This is a genomic window from Lysobacter sp. M15 (genome assembly GCF_022662515.1).
Taxonomy (GTDB): Bacteria; Pseudomonadota; Gammaproteobacteria; order Xanthomonadales; family Xanthomonadaceae; genus JAKPBU01.
The window spans coordinates 167,209-181,175 of the sequence record NZ_JAKPBV010000014.1 but is presented as its reverse complement, the minus strand read 5'-3'; the positions used below and the strand labels follow the sequence as shown (position 1 = coordinate 181,175).

The window sequence follows — 13,967 nt, the reverse complement described above, 5'->3', positions numbered from 1 at the left end:
ATTCATTCAGCAGCGTCGCCATGCGCTGGTTCCAATTTGCGTGCATGCGCGCAAATTTCGCGTTGCCTGAATAACGCGCGCGAATTCATATAAATGAATGTGCATGAGGCCGCAAAACCGCGCACAGGCATTTGGAACCCTGGTTTATCCATGTAAAGGTAGCGTGAAGGCGTCGGTTCCATAACAAGAACGCCCTGGGGCTCTGCTCACAAAGCGAACTGCCGCATTCCGGCGGTTTTGTCTTGATTGCGGGCCCGCATTCCCACCAGGCACGAGACCAAAATAGAGATGAACAAAGACATTGTCGCGCGCGACGAGCATGACGCCCGGATGCCGCGCCGGGACTTCCTCCGCAAATCGCTGCTGCTGGCCCTGCCCGCGACGTTCGGAGGAATGGCGACCTCGGCGCTCGCGGCGACCATGAGTTCCCCGCTTCCGGCTTCGCTGTCGACGACCGCGCTGTTCAACCCGCCGAGCCGGACCCGCGGCAGCACCGAGATCAGCGTCCGCACCTTCGGCGCGTACGGCGACGCCGTCCATGACGATACCGCCGCATTCCAGAGAGCCATCGACGCGCTTCCGTCCGGCGGCGGCACGGTGGCAGTGCCTGCGGGCACCTACGTGATCGACCCGACGGTCATGGTGCGCCTGCGCAGCAGCATGCACCTGCGCCTTGCCGATGGCGCCGTGCTGAAAGCCAAGGCCAACGCCGCCGACCGCGCCTATGTACTGATGCTGCACAAGGTCAGCGACGTGGAAATCTCGGGCGGCGAAATCGAAGGCGACCGCGACCGGCATCTCGCCACCACCGGTCAGTGGGGCCACGGCATCATGGTGCGCGGGGCATCGCGGGTCACGATTCGCGACATGCTCATCCGCAAGTGCTGGGGCGACGGAATTTCCATCGCCGCCACGACGGACGTACCCAAGGTCATCAGCGTCGACATCGTCGTTTCCAACGTGGCCTGCGTCCAGAATCGGCGCCAGGGCATGTCCATCGGTCAGGCGCGCGGCGTCAAGGTGTACGACTCCGAGTTCAGCTATACATCGGGTATCACCCCCGGCTGCGGTATCGACATCGAATCGGATTACGAGAATCCCGGTGCAGCGAATACGCATATCGAGAATTGCCTCATCCGCTACAACCAGGGCAACGGGATTCAGGTCTATCGGCGAACCAACGGCACGACGATCAAGCGCAACGTGATCGAGTTCAACCAGGGCTATGGCGTACTGACGATCGGCGCCGTGACCGGTTACATCGGTTACAACGAGATCCGCAACAATGACCTGATCGGCGTCGGGATCCGCGCCAGCAGTTCCGATTATGCGGTCGGGCAGAACTACTTCTACAACAATGCCCGGCGCTACCGTAGCTACGACATGCCCAAGCTTTCGCCAGCGGTGGCGCGCACGGGGAATGTTCTGCCCAGGCATACCGAAGTGGCCAATAGCACCAACATCAGGATCAACACCAACTACTACTACGACAAGTGAACAACGCCACCCCGCGATCGGGGCTGGTTTGCTCACGATGAATCGCTCGTATACAACCCCGCCGCAAGGCGGGGTTTTTGTTGCTGCCACCGGAGTGGGGGCGCACCATAGCGGCTGACGCGGCCCCGATATCAGGATTCATGGTGATCCGCCGCTTTCGCGCCCCGAACACTTCGTCGTCGCTAGTGTTCGCGGACTTCCGCCACATGGCGCGCGCCGAAACAGCGCCGGCACCGCAGGAAAAGTGCTCGATGAAGTTCGTGTTTTTCGCGAATACCGACTGGTATCTGTACAACTTCAGGCTGTCGACCGCGCTGCAGCTCAAATCGCGCGGCGACGAGGTGGTGATGCTGTCGCCCCCGGGCGAATTCGGAGCGCGCTTCGCCGCTCATGGCATCCGCTGGATCACGCTGCCGATGGATCGCGGCAGCCTGAATCCCGTGCGCGAGGCATTCACGCTCGGCGCACTGGTGCGCGTGCTCAGGGCCGAACGTCCGGACCTGCTGCACAACTTCACGGTCAAGTGCGCCATCTATGGCGCGCTCGCCGCCAGGGTCGCCGGCGTGCCGGCCGTGGTCAACGCGGTTGCGGGCATGGGTTACGTGTTCACCAGCGACCGGTTCAAGGCGCGGGCGCTGCGTCCGATCGTGAGAACGTTGATGCGCGGAACGCTCGGCAGTGGGCACACGCGGCTGATCCTGCAGAACCCCGACGATGCCGAAGCATTCATGTCGTCGCGGCTGGTTCCGTCGCAGATGATCCGCGTGATCCGCAGCTCCGGCGTGGATACCCGCCGGTTCCGCCCGGCTGCGAATGCAGCCGATCGCCGCCCACTGCGCGTACTGCTCGCCGCGCGGCTCGTATGGGAGAAAGGCATCCGTGAGTTTGTCGACGCGGCAGCCCTGCTCAAGGCGCAAGGGCGACAGATCGAATTCCTGCTCGCCGGCATGCCGGATCCGGGCAACCCGCACTCGGTCGGACGCGAGGACGTGGAACGATGGCACGAGCGGGGCCTGATCCGCTGGCTGGGTCACGTCGAGGATATGCCGGCGCTGCTGCCGACCGTCGACGTGATGGCATTGCCCAGTTATTACCGCGAAGGCGTTCCACGGAGCCTGATCGAGGCCGCCGCCTGTGGCCTCGCGCTCGTCACCACCGATCTTCCGGGCTGCCGTGAAGTCGTTACCCGACACGGTGTCGACGGGCTGCACGCCGAGCCCCGCGACGCAGCGTCGTTGGCGGGGTTGCTGACGCAACTGGACGATGATCGCGAGCTACTACGCAGGCTCGGCGACAATGCGCGACAGAAGGCGCTGGCGCACTTCGATGAGCGCCTGGTCATCGGCAAGACCATCCAGGTCTATGCCGAGTTGCTGGGCGCGTCCTCCAGCGGGCGCGCGCTGGCGCAGTGACGCCCGTTGGGAGTGCGCTGTGCGTCGCGGGAAGAACTCCTGCGAGACCGTGAACCTGTGCAGGCGCGGAACGAACGCAGCCCGGCGCCAGAATCGTCATCCATGCAGGACGCGCCTTCCGCTCGTTCGGTGGCGGCAGCACGAACATTCCTGCGTGAACGCTCCGCCGCATTCCGCCTGCGCAGCGCGCCGTGGAACAACGATCGCGCTATCGACGTTGCGAGAGGGTTCTAGTTCCGCAAGCTCGGCGGCAGATAGCCAAATTTCTCGACGATGAGCCTGTCCCGGTCGCCCACCAGCTTTTCGGTTTCAGCATCGTAGTAGTGCCGGGGTCCGTGCTTCTTCGAAGAGGTATTGGTTTTGGGTCGGGACTTCATCCCGGCAGCGACCGCCGGCGGGACCTCGAACTTGGTGAACTCCAGGGCCCCGAGCAGGTCGGACTCCAGATTCTCATTCCTGATGAAGTAGTCGATGAAACAATTGTTTCTTTCGTACTCCATCAACTGCTCGGGGGTCGAAACGGCGCGCAGTCTGCCGAGTTCGCCTTTCTTGCTGGAAAAAATCTTCATGTAGCGGTACGTCAGCAATCCTGCGAAGCGGCTCAATCCACTGCGCCAGTAGCCCTCGCCGACGTCGGGCCAGTATGTTTCGTCGTGCAGCATGTGCAGCCAATGCCTGAACGCTCCGGCGTCGTTGACGTCGCGGAACGTGCGCTTCCATTCTTCGGAATGCCTGTTGGGACGGCATTCCAGGTATTCGATCAATGTCGAGTAAGGATGCAGTTTCCAGCCGCGGTCCCGGATGCGGACGCCCTTCGTGGTCACGTTGCTGTAGAAATCGCCCCTGCCATCGCAGCCGTAGGCCCAGAGCGAAACGTGCCAGTTCCACGGATCCCGGACTGATCCGAGGAAGGATCTTCCGTTCGTGAACAGGCTCGGATCGGCCTGGATATGTCTTTCGACGAATTTCCCGCCCACGATTTCCTTGAGCAGATTGCGGATGTGCGTGCATCCGGTTTTCTGCAGTTCCATGAAGACGATCTTGTCGGAAACGAACATAGCAACTCCGTCTTTTTTCAGCTTTGGTCTGTGGGTCGTAAGCGCATGGCGGTCGACTCAGGCGTCGCGAGCGCGCATGGGCATGAATCCTGCGATGCGCTTCGACAGCAACGTCACCGCATCCGTCAGCACGGCGCGACGCAGGGAGATAAAGGTCCAGATGCCAAGATGCCTGCGGGCTGCGGCCAGGCCGAGCACGTTGCCAGTAAGCGAGCCGACGCAGGAGCCCAGGGCCACGCCGACGACGCCGGCGACGTAGCCGCCGATGGTGCAGGCCAAAATCTGCACGGCTCCCGCCCACATGGTGACGTGCAGCGTCTGGCGACGCAGCCCGGTCATCGGCAGCACCACCTGCCAGGATCCGGTCACGATGTTCGCGATCTGGCCGACGGACAGGATCACCAGGATCGGATACGCGGCTTCGTAGTGGACGCCGAAGAGCGTGCCGAGCACCGGGCGCCCGATCAGCACGATCAACAGGAGTATGACGATACACGGCAGGCTGGCCAGGCCGCCGACGGCCTGGACGATGCGCTCCATGCGCTTGTTTTCCCCGCGTGCGTACAGTTCGGCCACGACCGGGGGCAGAAGCATGTTGACGATGGTCAGTGGCGCCGTCATCAGTAGGACGAAGCGATCCGCGATGGCGAACAGCGCGACGTTCTCGGAGCTGTCGAAGCCGGCCGCGAACCAGCCGTTGACCTGCAAGCGCAGCACGCCGAGCAGGCTCGCCAGCCAGAGCGGCCAACCTTCATGCAGCACCCTGCCCGTTGTCCAGTTTCCGGAGGAGGGGGCGGCCGGCAGCGGTTGGACGGCCGTGCGCAGGCGCCGCTGCAACGTCCATGCCGCCACAATCACCACCAGCAACGAGGAGCACACTGTCGTTGCAAAGGCTGCGGCCAGCGTCATCGCACCCGACGCCCACAGGATCAGCAGGGTGCCGCAGGTGATCAGGCTGATCAGGATTCCGTTGTTACGAAAGCCACCGAACAGGGTCGCTCCGCGGATATCGTTCAGTCCGCGAAAGGTTTCGGCCAGCTGGCGCTGCACGGTCGAGACGAACAGCAACAGGACCATCAGACCACTGAGTCCGATCGCCGCAGGCATCTTCACCACGTGGGTGAAGAACCATGGGGTCAGAAAGTAGAAGATCAGGCACAGCAGCGCGGTCGCGGCGACCACTGTCATCAGACAGCGCTTGACCACCGCACGCACGCCAGTCCAATCACCCACGCCTTTGTACGCAGCCACAAACCGCACCACGATCCGGTCCATGCCGAGTGTGGCGACCGTGGCAAGGATGATCATGGTGCTCATGACGACGAAATAGACGCCGTAATCGCCAGGCGTCAGGCTCCGTGCCAGCACCAGGTTCAACACGAAGGCGGCAACGATGGCGACGAGCCTGCCGCCCGCTGCCCACATCCCGCCGGAGATCATGTTCTGCTTGAGTTCGTGGCTCATGCGGCGCTCATGGGATCCGGTTTCGCATGAAACCTCTGACGTTCGCGCTTGTCATCTTCAATCTTGTCCGCGCGCAGTCTGGAAGTTCGCGACGACTGCCCGGGTCCGGGAGATGATCGTTTCGGCGTTGCATAACGGGCCAGCAGCATACATAGGTGACCTGATACAAAGCTATGACGTAGACGGGAAAACATCTTCTTTGTGGCGGCCTTCTTGGTTTCTGTATGGTCGACGTTCAGGGGCGCATCGCGAAAGCCCGCGCGTTTCATGGCGATGCGGTTCGGAATCGGCGTGAAGCCTGCGCATTGGCGGCCTTCATTTGGAAAACACGATGACAGAGCGTCCTTCGTGCGAGGTTCCGAGCACGCTGTGGTTCGGGAAGCCGGCGCGGGAGAAGCGTTCGATCTCGACTGCGTTCTGATCATGACCTTCGAACACGACGAGGCGAAACCTTGCCAGGAAGTCCATAAGACGTTGCTTGTCCCGGACCATGTCGAGCACGCCAAGCGCAAAGATCACGTCAAAGTCCGCTGGCTCGAAGCGCTCTTCCCACGGATACGCCGCATCCAGGTCCACCTTCTCGAAGGAGGCGCCTACCGAGAACGCTTCGGCGATTTGCTTGGCGGAGGCAAGAATCAATGGGTTGGAATCGATGCCCACGGCCGAGAGCGCCTGTCCTTCCTTCAGTAGCCAGATGCACAGCAGGCCCATATGGCAGCCCAGGTCGAGCGCGCGCAAGCCACTGAAATCCGCTGCATTGCGCAGCAAGTCCCAGCGCTGCTCCCATGGCTGCTTCCCGGGGAGCTTCATGTCTCCGACGATGAGGGAGTAATCGGCGACAGGTTCGCCTCGTGCTTTCATGGCTGCGCGCTGCGCGATCTTCCAGGCGCTGCACAGCTTCCTCTGCATCAGGGGAGCATCGGGTCGAAGGGTCGGCATGCTGGCGGCCCTGCGGCGGGGCAGGAACTGGAATGCAAGGCGAGCGGCGACCAACAGCCAGCTCCCGTAGATCAATGGATCACTCGTTCCTATGCCAAGGACGTTCCGGAGCAGCGCGTCGGTACGGCTGGTGAGGTGGGCTTGATCGAAATCGACCAGATAAGGCCGGTTGGCGCGACCCACCACGATGTTTCTAGGAACGATATCGTTGTGTGCGACTCCACGCCACGAGATTCCGATGCTGGTGTGCAGCAGGCGCACGATGATTCGCCACGCCTGAGCGATCGTCAGATCGCCCTCCTGCAACGCGGTGCCTTCGAGCCGGTCCATCGACAGTACGCAAGCGTTCGTGTTTTCACGGAAGTCGTGCACCGTGGGCACGCCGGGAATGCCATTGCAGTGCCCGAGCAGGGCGGCTTCGAATGCACCCGGGGAAAGTTTGGGGTAAAGATCGGGGAGATCCGTCTTTAGCGTGATCTTGTGCGCGGAATCTCCCTGGAGGTAGGTCCTGATCGTCGGATCGTAAACGCTCTTGTGAAAGCTCCCTGATGGGTCTATCGAGAATGAGGACAGCACGAGTTCCCAGGCCGCCTCGGACCGCCAAGGCGCGGATTGGGCGTCAGTCATCCTGCCACTCGCACAATGTCATGGCTGCCAAGGGCGTGTTCTCAGCGAAGGTGCTCGCGCCGCAACGGCTCTCGTTGCCTGCGCTGGGATGTCGGTGGTGGCGCGCTGTTCCGGTGCGGCCGTTTGCGGTTTCGAATTGTCGATGTCGCCGCGCAACGTATCGTGAAGGGCTCGCTGCACGGGAGCGTCGAATCGTGCTAAGGCGGCAACGGGCGAAGTCTCCGTGGCGTACACCATCACGTCCTGGATGGAGCTTCAGGCTCGGTCCGTAACGTTCAAATTCCGTAAGGCGACAGCGGATCTTCGACGCCCGCCGTTCGCGCTGCTTCTTCGGTCGAGCGTCAACAACCGATTCAGGTTTCGCATGCGAAGCTTCGTAGCTTGCTGCGCGTCGCTGCGGGACCCGGATCGGCATGAACGATATGAGATGAAGGCCATAGCTGAAGCAGGTTCGGATGATCCTGGCCGAAGTGGTGCCGATGTCCGGCCCGCGCCGGTAAGCGTGGTCGTGCCCTGCTACCGCTGCGCGGCGACCATCGGTGATGCGATCGCTTCGATCGTCGACCAGACGGTGAGGCCCGCCGAAGTCCTGCTGGTCGACGACTGCAGCGGTGACGAGACGCTCGAAACACTGCATCGAATCGCCGCCGCCTACCAGCCTGGTTGGATCAGGGTGATCGCAATGCCAGCGAATGGCGGCCCGTCGCGCGCGCGCAATACGGGCTGGCGGCAGGCGCAGCAACCCTACATTGCCTTTCTCGACGCCGACGACACCTGGGCGCCTCGCAAGTTGGAGCTGCAAATGGCGGTTCTGGAGGCGGACCCGACCATCGCGCTGATCGCGCATCCGATGGTCGTGCGCATGCGCGGCACCGAGCTGCCCGGATTGCGGCCTCCCGTCCTTACGGAGATCGTGAGCCGACGCAGGCTGCTACTCCACAACCCATTTCCGACCGCCTCGGTGGTGCTGCGCCGTGATTTGCCGCTGCGCTTCGACGAGAGCTTCCGGCGTTCCGAGGACTTCCTGCTGTGGGCGCAGATCGTGCTTTCCGGCTATCGCTGCGCGCGCCTCAATCAGGTGCTGGCGATCTGGAACAGACGCGCCGACGACGCCACCGGTCTGAGCGACGATTTCGCCGCGATGCGCCGCACCAACCACGAGGCGCGCCGCAAACTGCTGCGGCAGGGCCTGCTCAGTCGGCCGGAATTCGAGTTCACCCGCGTGGTCAGCGTGCTGCGCTGGGCGCGCCGCGACCTGGTGCTGCGTTTGCAACGGCAAGGGCCCTATCGGCCGGGCCGGGCTGAATCCATCTCCGCAAGGTGACCGACGGCGTCTGTCCACCAGGCAGCATCCGGCGGGATCCATGCATTCCATTCACAGATGCTGTCGGCAGCATCCATGCTTGCGTCGGCCGCAGCCGGCGCACTGGTTGACTCCAACGCGCATGCGACATGATCGGGCCCAATCGTGAAAAGTTTCTATCTATCGGGACAGCGTACTTTCGGTAACCGCGGATGCGAGGCGATCGTTCGCAGTACGGTTGGGTTGCTCCGGGCGCAGTTCGGAGACGTCAGGGTGCTGGTGCCCTCGCGTCATATCGAGCGCGATCGCGCGCAGTGGCCGGAGGCGGCGGAGGCGGGGGTCACGTTCGTCAGGGCGTATCTGCCGCGCTACGCGCACTACTGGGTCAATCTCCAGCGCCTGCCGCTGCCGTTTCTGAAGCGCATGGGCTGGCCTTTTCCGATGCCGGGCTGGCTGGAGGAGCAGATCGCCAGCGTGGACGCGGTACTGGCGATAGGCGGGGACAATTACTCGCTCGATTACCGGATTCCCTCGCCGGTCATCGGTCTGGACAAGTTCGCGATGGACCTGGGCAAACCGGTGATCCTGTGGGGCGCGTCGGTCGGGCCATTCGAGAAGGAGCCTGCATTCGTGGGCTCCGTCGCCAGGCATCTCTCGCGCATGGAGTTCATCGCGGTCAGGGAGTCGGTCAGCTACGCCTATCTCACGCAGACGCTCGGCCTGGGCAACGTGGTGCAGATGGCGGATCCTGCATTCACGCTCGGCAAGGAGGCGATCGACCTGGCCGGATTCTGGCCAACCGGGGGGAACGGAATCCTGGGCGTGAACGTCAGCGCGCTGATCGAACGTTACAAGCGGCAGGAACAGGATATTCGCACGGAGGTCGCGGAGTTCATTCGCCATGCGGTGCGCGAACATGGCCTGGGCGTGCTGCTGGTTCCCCATGTCAACCCGCTCAAAGGACAGCATGCGGGAGGTGACGCGACCTACATGGCGGGGCTGCAGGAGCAGCTGCGCGATCTCGGTACGTCGGTGACCATGATGCCGCACCAGTTGAACGCGGAGCAGATCAAGTATGTGATCAGCCATCTGCGATTCTTCATGGGCGCACGCACGCACGCGACCATCGCGGCGCTCTCCAGCGGGGTGCCGACGGTGTCGATCGCCTACAGCGTGAAGGCCCGTGGCATCAACCGGGACCTCTTCGGCAACGAGGAAGCGGTGCTGCAGACTCCGGATCTGTCCTTGCAGTCGTTGCGTGGGCGACTGGAATGGCTGCTTCGGGAGGAGCAGGCGCTCAAGGCGACCCTGGCTGCGCGAATCCCACAGCTTCAGCATCAGGGCAGACAGGCGGCGGCGCGGATTTCGGACGTGCTTGCCCGGGACATTGGCAATGATGCCGGATCGGTGCCCGTCCGCTCATCGAACGGGACGATGATCGAGCAGGCGGCGGCGGTGGGCGAGGCGAGGGTGGTCGTTGACGGTCAGGATGCGGCCGATGCCGCGCGGGCGCCGGTGAGCGTGGTCATTCCCTGCTTCCGCTGCCGAAGCACGATTGCCGACGCGATCGCTTCGGTGGCGGCGCAAACCCTGCGGCCCGCCGAGGTGTTGCTGGTGGACGACTGCAGCGGCGACGATACGTTGGAAGCGCTGCACCAGGTCGCGTCGGGATACGAACCCGGCTGGGTCAAGGTGATCGCGCTGGCCGAAAACGGTGGTCCGTCGCGCGCGCGCAATGCGGGATGGGAGCGTGCAGGCCAGCCCTACATCGCGTTCCTCGATGCCGACGACACCTGGCATCCGCGCAAGCTGGAACTGCAGGTGACGGCGCTGCGTGCCGATCCCGCCATCGCGCTGATCGCGCATCGGATGACGGTACGCGATCGGGACTCGGCGGTGCCCGGGGTACGTGCGCCGGTGCGGGTCGGGATCGTAGGCCGACGCAGGTTGCTGCTGAACAATCCATTCCCGACCGCCTCGGTGGTGCTGCGCCGCGACCTGCCGTTCCGCTTCGACGAGAACTTCCGGCGCGTGGAAGACTTTCTGCTGTGGGCGCAGATCGCGTTCTCCGGTTACCGCTGCGCGAAGATCAACCAGGTGCTGGCTTCCTGGCACAAGCCGAACTACGGGGCTGGCGGCCTCACCGAGGATCTCGCCGCGATGCACGCGGCCGGCCGCAAGGTGCGCCTGGAGCTGGTGCGCCAGGGTCTGCTGAGTCCGCCAGAGCACGCGTTCGCCCGGCTGATGAGCGTGGTGCGCAGGACGCGCCGGAACCTGCTGATGCGGGTGCGTCGTCAGGCCGATCGGGCACGTCCGCGCCAGGTCGCGTAGCCATGGCCACCGCGCCGGCCACCGCCCTGCCTGAGCGCCACAACACCCCGGCGACGCATGCGGGGCTGGTCCTGAGCCTGATCCTGCTGATCGCAGCGGCGGGTTTCGGCTGCTGGGTGGTAGGCACGCGCGGCTTGGATATCGGTACCGACACCAGCGTCTATGCCGGCTTTTTCGAAAGCCTGAACCGTCCTTTCATTACCCGGCTGGAGCCCGGTTTCGTCTTCATCAGCTATGTCCTGAACCGGCTCGGCCTTGGTGTCACCGGATACCAGACCGCGCTGTTCGCGCTGCTGCTGCTGATTGCCGCGGTGGCGGCGCGCAGGTATTCGCGCTACCTGGGGGCCACGCACGGGTACCTCACCTTCCTCAGCGCATCGCTGATGCTGCTGTATCTGTCGCCGATGTTCGTCAACGGGTCGATCAACGCCGTGCGGCAGGGGCTGGCCTCGTTGCTGGTGTTCGCCGCGCTGCTTTCGTTCCAGCAGCGCAAATGGTGGCTGTTCGTGCTGTACGGCGCCCTGGCCAGCAGTCTGCATCTGTCGTCGCTGCTGTACCTGGCATTCGCGCCCTTGCTGCTGGTGCGGTCGGGCGTGTTGCATTACGCGGCTGCGTTGGCATTCCTGATGTACTGCACGGGGCTGACGTTGATCCTGGTGCGCACATTGATTCCGCCGCTCTACAACCTGGTGATGACCTACACGGTCAATCCGGAATACCGGGCGGGCGTGCGCATCGACTTCGCCGTATTCTCCATCTTCTGGTATGCGCTGCCGCTGCTGCTGGCGCCGCTGGTGCGGTCCCCCTACCGGGAACGGATCAAGGAGAGCACCGCGGTCTATCTGGTGATGCTGCTGCCGTTCTTCGCGATCGGTTGGGGTTACTACTCCAACCGCTATCTGCTGCCGGCGTGGCTTGCAGTATCGCTGATGATCGCGGCGATCCTGTGCCACAGCCGGATCGCGCTGCTGCGCAATCCGCTGCTGATCCGGATGGGACTCATCGCCGCTTGTCCGGTCTTTTACTACTACGTGACCAACGTGATCGTGATCTGAGCCGCCATGTTTCGGCGAGTCGGGGCGTGATCGGCAGCAGAGGCGCGGACTCCGCCAACACTCGGCCTGCACGCGCTGCGAGCCCTCCATTTTTGTTCCCGGATACCCATGCTTTCAGCCGTACAGGAACTCGCCGTTGCACTCACTTTTCCGCCTACCTTGTCGCTGTGTCTGCTGGGATGTGGAATCCTGGCTTGGCTGTTGCGGCGGCGCAGGATCGGCGGCGGGCTGATGGTCTTCGCGTTCGCGTGGTCTCTGCTGTGGTCGATCCCGTGGTTTTCCGCGCAGCTGCGCGGAAGCCTCGCCCGCAATAATCCCGTCGTTGCCGAGGCAGCGCTGCCCAGGGCGGACGCGATCGTGGTGCTTGGCGGCGGGCGCTATGGCAATTGGATGAGCCGCGACAGCGTCGATCCCGACGAGCTCAAGACCAGCCGGCTGGCGGCCGGTGCGCGCGCGTGGCTGGCCGGGCGGGCACCACTGATCATCCTCTCTGGTGGCAACGGCGGCGGTGGGCGCAGTGAGGCAGAGATCATGGCCGCAGCGATCGCAAAGGCCGGGATTCCGGCATCGGCGCTGCTGTTGGAGGAAGGCAGCGCCAACACCAGCGACAACGCGCGCCTGACCGCGGCGCTGGCACGTAAGCACGGGGTGCGGAAGGTGTTGCTGGTGACCTCGACGGTGCACATGCCGCGCGCGAGCCTGTTGTTCCGCGATGCCGGCATCGACGTGGTGCCTGTGCCGGTGCCGGAGGGCCAACTCGGCAAGAGTTGGCGGGAGCGGTGGCTGCCGAGTCTGTACGCGCTATGGCGCAGCGGACGGGCATTGAAGGAGTACGCAGCCCTGTTCGCCATCCATGCGCAGAATTTTGTGGACGGTCATGCAGAACCCGTGCCGACGGATTCGGAAATGTGAAAGAACCGTTGCGCGACAGATGGTCAGCTGAAAATGAACCGCACTAAAAGAGTGATGAATCGGAGCTCGCGATAGCGATGGGTTTCACGCTTCTGCAATGAGGCCATCGCTAGTCTCCCTGCTCCCCGTTTCGTTCGAGTGAAAAATTTCGCAGCAGGAGCCCTTCCCCCGTGCAACCGTCGACCGCATTCAGTTGCGCCGCAACCCCCCCGCGTGCGCGCTTCCTCATCGGCACGGAACGCCCCTTACTCCCATTCAGCAAGTCCGGCCGCAATCGGGCGCTGACCCGGCTGCGCCTGCTCAGGGGCATCGTCGTGGCGGTCGCCCTGAGTGTGTGCCTGGCAGCACAGGCGCAGTCAGGCAATCTCGGCAACCTGGTCGAGAGCGGTCACGTGAAGTTCGTGAAGATCACGCCGGAACTGGTCTCGCAGATCAGTGCGAAGCAGCAACCCGCCGCACCGCAGGAACTGCTGCAGTATCGTCCCGAGTCCTACCGGATCAGCCCGGGCGACACGATCCTGGTCACCGTCTGGGATCATCCGGAACTGATGGAGGTCAATCAGGGCGGGGGGCAGAACCCGCAGGCGAACGGCCGCCTCGTACATCCGGATGGCACCTTCTATTACCCCTTCGTCGGCACCCTCAAGGTCGCGGGCATGCAGCTCGAAGAGCTGCGTAACGTCATCACCAGCAAGCTGTCCACCTATCTGCAGAGTCCGCAGGTGGACGTCAACATGGCTGGATACGGTAGCCGCGTGACGTTGCAGGGCGCCTTCCAGAATACCAGCCCGCAGAACATCACCACCGTTCCGTTGACCCTGTCGCAGGCGATCGGTGCTGCGGTCATCAATACCGACGAGGCCGACCTGTCCGGATTGATCCTCACGCGCGACGGCAAGAACCATCACGTCGACCTCGACGCGCTGAGCCGCAACAGAGGGTCGACGCCCGAAATCTACCTGAAGCCAGGCGACCGCCTGTACCTGCCGTTCAACGACCGCCAGGAGGTCTACGTCCTGGGCGAAGTGCTGCAGCCGCAGGCGCTCACATTCAAGACGTCGGACATGACGCTCACCCAGGCCCTGGGTCGCGCCGGAGGCCTGAATCCGACGACGGCGAAGGAGGAAGCGGTCTACGTCATCCGCGGCATGGACGTGAACGACATGGAGAAGCAACCGTCGACGGTGTACCAGCTTGATGCCAGTTCGCCGGCCGGGTTCGCGTTGGCCGACCGGTTCCCGGTGCGGGCGGGAGACGTCGTGTTCGTCGGCGAGGCAGGCGTAACGCGCTGGAACCGCTTCCTGAGCCAGCTGCTGCCGCTGTCCGGGATCATCCGCAACGCTGCCACGGTGCCTGGTGGCAACTGAGC

General features: G+C 63.6%; 10 protein-coding genes. 7 read left to right on the top strand and 3 right to left on the bottom strand.

Annotated features, from left to right (window positions below; all coding sequences use genetic code 11):
• The first annotated feature begins 246 nt into the window (after positions 1-246).
• Positions 247-1,497 carry a right-handed parallel beta-helix repeat-containing protein gene (locus MC380_RS14970; RefSeq protein WP_242165686.1) on the top strand — a complete coding sequence of 417 codons (1,251 nt, stop codon included), beginning with the start codon at positions 247-249 and terminating at the stop codon, positions 1,495-1,497.
• A 251-nt stretch (positions 1,498-1,748) separates the two neighbouring features.
• On the top strand, positions 1,749-2,909 hold the full coding sequence (locus MC380_RS14965) for a glycosyltransferase family 4 protein (RefSeq protein WP_242165685.1): 1,161 nt from the start codon (positions 1,749-1,751) through the stop codon (positions 2,907-2,909).
• A gap of 230 nt (positions 2,910-3,139) precedes the next feature.
• On the opposite strand, the gene MC380_RS14960 is transcribed toward MC380_RS14965, so the two are convergent.
• From MC380_RS14960 to MC380_RS14950, 3 genes are all read right to left on the bottom strand, one after another.
• Positions 3,140-3,967, bottom strand: a complete 828-nt coding sequence (locus MC380_RS14960; protein ID WP_242165683.1) for a hypothetical protein — start codon at positions 3,965-3,967, stop codon at positions 3,140-3,142.
• Positions 3,968-4,024: 57 nt separating this feature from the next.
• Positions 4,025-5,431 (bottom strand): oligosaccharide flippase family protein, encoded by a 1,407-nt coding sequence (locus MC380_RS14955; protein WP_242165682.1) that lies wholly within the window; start codon positions 5,429-5,431, stop codon positions 4,025-4,027.
• A 315-nt stretch (positions 5,432-5,746) separates the two neighbouring features.
• Positions 5,747-6,997 (bottom strand): methyltransferase domain-containing protein, encoded by a 1,251-nt coding sequence (locus tag MC380_RS14950; protein WP_242165680.1) that lies wholly within the window; start codon positions 6,995-6,997, stop codon positions 5,747-5,749.
• Between the two features lie 223 nt (positions 6,998-7,220).
• On the opposite strand from MC380_RS14950, the gene MC380_RS14945 reads away from it, so the two are divergent.
• The 5 genes from MC380_RS14945 (at position 7,221) to MC380_RS14925 (ending at position 13,965) form a co-directional block, all read left to right on the top strand.
• A complete protein-coding gene (locus MC380_RS14945) occupies positions 7,221-8,321 on the top strand; it encodes a glycosyltransferase family 2 protein (RefSeq protein ID WP_242165678.1) in 1,101 nt (366 codons plus the stop codon).
• 144 nt (positions 8,322-8,465) lie between these two features.
• Positions 8,466-10,631 (top strand): polysaccharide pyruvyl transferase family protein, encoded by a 2,166-nt coding sequence (locus tag MC380_RS18035; RefSeq protein WP_242165676.1) that lies wholly within the window; start codon positions 8,466-8,468, stop codon positions 10,629-10,631.
• 2 nt (positions 10,632-10,633) lie between these two features.
• Positions 10,634-11,686 (top strand): EpsG family protein, encoded by a 1,053-nt coding sequence (locus tag MC380_RS14935; protein WP_242102852.1) that lies wholly within the window; start codon positions 10,634-10,636, stop codon positions 11,684-11,686.
• Between the two features lie 108 nt (positions 11,687-11,794).
• Positions 11,795-12,598 (top strand): YdcF family protein, encoded by an 804-nt coding sequence (locus tag MC380_RS14930; protein WP_242165674.1) that lies wholly within the window; start codon positions 11,795-11,797, stop codon positions 12,596-12,598.
• A gap of 170 nt (positions 12,599-12,768) precedes the next feature.
• On the top strand, positions 12,769-13,965 hold the full coding sequence (locus tag MC380_RS14925; RefSeq protein ID WP_242102854.1) for a polysaccharide biosynthesis/export family protein: 1,197 nt from the start codon (positions 12,769-12,771) through the stop codon (positions 13,963-13,965).
• Positions 13,966-13,967: the final 2 nt, after the last annotated feature.